At 66.0% G+C, this 3,360-nt stretch carries 2 protein-coding genes; one reads left to right on the top strand and one right to left on the bottom strand.

From position 1 onward, the window contains the following. Positions 1-739: alpha/beta fold hydrolase (locus WB785_RS17465; protein ID WP_424080565.1), on the bottom strand; the 739-nt coding region annotated here is incomplete at its 3' end. Positions 740-1,076: 337 nt separating this feature from the next. Between WB785_RS17465 and ftsH the strand changes: the two genes are divergently transcribed. After that, on the top strand, positions 1,077-3,360 hold a 2,284-nt coding region (ftsH, locus tag WB785_RS17460; RefSeq protein WP_424080564.1), incomplete at its 3' end, for an ATP-dependent zinc metalloprotease FtsH.

Raw genomic sequence — 3,360 nt, 5'->3', positions numbered from 1 at the left:
AGTTGAGTCCGCCGGTAAAACCCGTGCGGGCAAACTCCGCGATGTAGCGATCGAGTTCCTCAGCGCTGATCCAACTCGGCAGGCCGTCCGCTTGGGGTAGCCGCTCGATGAAGCCCTCCGGTCCGGGCCGCAGCATCCGCGCGGCGGCCGCATGATCATCCGGCGCCCGCAGGCCCGACATCATCCGCCGGATGGTCTCCGCGGGGTCTGCATTCAGTTCGGCGTCGGCTACCCCGGGCTCCTGAAAATAGAGCATGTAGAAAAAGTTGTCGCCGAAAAGCAGGCGGAACGCCTGGGTGGGCGGAACCTGGGCGCGCGGCACCGGCGGCACGCTCAAACCGACAACTGCCGCCACCCGGTCGGGATGCAATTGCGCCGAGCTCCACACCACCGGGGCACCCCAGTCGTGACCGATGAGCACCGCCCGCTCGGCGCCGACGTCGTCGAGCAAGCCGACGACGTCGGCGGACAGCTCGGCGACGTTGTAGGCAGAGATGTCTTCGGGCCGGCTGGAGCCGCCGTAGCCGCGCTGATCCGGGGCCAGCACGTGATAGCCGGCGGTCGCCAGCGCCGGGATCTGGTGGCGCCACGAATAGGCGAGTTCCGGAAAGCCGTGGGCCAGAACCACTAGTGGTGCGCCGGGATCACCGGCTTCGACCGTGCGTAGCCGCACGCCATTGGTGGCAATAATGCGTTCGGTGATGGATATGCTGTCGGGCACCGTCTCACCAAAGCACACCCCCACCTCCGCCCGAAAGGTGTTCGGCGGTCGGGTCCGTCGGCGATGCCAATAGTCGGGAACTGCCATTCGTTGTTTTTGCGGCAGATCCAAACGGCATGATTTCCGCCCCTTGGCGGCGCCGCGCCTTGCTGCGCCGGGCTGGCGATCGCCACTGGGTCGGATGGTGGTGACCCGCTGCGCCCGGCCTTGGCCGGGCTGGCGATCACCACTGGGTCGGATGGGGGTGACCTGCTGCGCGCGGCCTTGGCCGGGCTGGCGATCACCACTGGCGGTAACCTGGACTATTCCAGCTGTGTGTATTGGGAAGGACCTGGCCGGCGGCGGCCGATGATTGATGAACCGTAAAAACGTGATCCGCACGCTCACGGCGATTGTTGTCGTGCTGCTGCTTGGTTGGTCATTCTTCTACTTCAGCGATGACACCCGCGGCTATAAGCCGGTCGACACCTCTGTGGCGATGGCCCAAATCAAGGGCGGCAACATCAAGAGTGCACAGATCGACGATCGCGAACAGCAGGTCCGGATAACGCTGAAAAAGCCCGGCACCGGCACCGACGGGTCGGACAAGATCATCACCAAGTACCCCACTGGTTATGCGGTTCCCTTGTTCGACGCGTTGACCAGTAAAGACGCCCAGGTCAGCACTGTCGTAAACCAGGGAAACATCCTGGGCTCGCTGCTGATCTACGTGCTGCCGTTGCTGCTGTTGGTCGGCTTGTTCATGATGTTTTCCCGCATGCAGGGCGGCGCGCGGATGGGTTTCGGCTTCGGCAAATCGCGGGCCAAGCAGCTCTCCAAGGACATGCCCAAGACCACGTTCGCCGACGTCGCCGGCGCCGACGAGGCGGTCGAGGAGCTCTACGAGATCAAGGACTTCCTGCAGAACCCGACGCGGTACCAGGCACTTGGCGCCAAGATTCCCAAGGGCGTGCTGCTTTACGGGCCGCCGGGAACCGGTAAGACGCTGTTGGCCCGCGCAGTGGCGGGCGAGGCCGGCGTCCCGTTCTTCACCATTTCCGGCTCGGACTTTGTCGAGATGTTCGTCGGTGTTGGCGCATCCCGCGTCCGTGACCTGTTCGACCAGGCCAAGCAGAACAGCCCGTGCATCATCTTCGTCGACGAGATCGACGCGGTGGGCCGGCAGCGCGGCGCCGGGCTGGGCGGCGGTCACGACGAACGCGAGCAGACGCTCAACCAACTGCTGGTCGAAATGGACGGCTTCGGCGATCGCACCGGTGTGATCCTGATCGCGGCCACCAACCGGCCCGACATCCTCGACCCCGCGCTGCTTCGGCCCGGGCGTTTCGACCGCCAGATCCCGGTCTCCAGCCCCGACCTGGCCGGGCGGCGGGCGGTGCTGCGAGTGCACTCCAACGGCAAACCGTTCGGTCCCGACGTCAACTTCGACGGGCTGGCCAAACGAACCGTCGGTATGACCGGCGCCGATCTGGCCAACGTCATCAACGAGGCGGCGCTGCTGACTGCCCGCGAGAACGGCACCGTCATCACCGGCGCCGCGCTGGAAGAGGCCGTGGATCGGGTTGTTGGCGGACCCCGCCGTAAGAGCCGGATCATCAGCGAGCAGGAGAAAAAGATCACCGCCTACCACGAATCCGGCCACACGCTGGCGGGTTGGGCGATGCCGGGCGTCGACCCGGTTTACAAGGTGACCATCCTGGCCCGTGGCAACACCGGCGGCCATGCGCTGGCGGTGCCCGAGGACGACAAGGGAATGCACACCCGCTCGGAATTGATCGCCAGGCTGGTCATGGCCCTAGGCGGGCGCGCCGCCGAGGAACTGGTGTTCCACGAGCCCACCACGGGGGCGGTGTCCGACATCGAGCAGGCGACCAAGGTCGCACGTGCCATGGTCACCGAATTCGGGATGAGTTCCAAGCTCGGCGCAGTCAAATACGGCTCCGAACACGGCGATCCGTTCCTCGGCCGGACCATGGGCAACCAGGCGGACTACTCCCATGAGGTAGCCCGCGAAATCGACGAGGAAGTCCGCAAACTCATCGAGGCCGCGCACACCGAGGCCTGGGAAATACTCACCGAATACCGCGACGTGCTCGACACGTTGGCTGGTGAGCTGTTGGAAAAGGAAACGCTGCACCGCGCCGAATTGGAGGCGATATTCGCCGACGTCGAAAAGCGGCCCCGTCTAACCCTTTTCGACGACTTCGGTGGCCGCATTCCCTCGGACAAGCCGCCGATCAAAACGCCGGGCGAGCTGGCCATCGAGCGCGGCGAGCCGTGGCCCAAGCCGGAGGCGGAGCCCGCGTTCAAGGCCGCCATCGCAGCGGCCGCGCGTGATGCCGCGCAGGCCGAGGCTGAGCGAACCACCAACGGCAACAACGGTTCTCATGGTGGCCCGCAGCAATCCACGCAACCTGATTACGGTGCCCCGGCGGGCTGGCACGCCCCGGGATGGCCGCCGCAACAGTCGCCCGCGCAACAGCCGCCGGGTTACTGGTACCCACCTCTCTTGCCGACGCAGCCGCCACCGCACTGGCCTGCGCCGCCGCACCAACACACGGGTCAGCCCTACCCGCCGTATCCGCCGTATTCCCCGCCCGGTACCCCCGCGCCGGAGACTGGCCAGGCCGCCGACCCGC

Source organism: Mycobacterium sp. (genome assembly GCF_049585075.1).
GTDB lineage: Bacteria > Actinomycetota > Actinomycetes > Mycobacteriales > Mycobacteriaceae > Mycobacterium.
The sequence above is the reverse complement of the archived record's forward strand: the minus strand, read 5'-3'. Positions and strand labels throughout refer to the sequence as shown.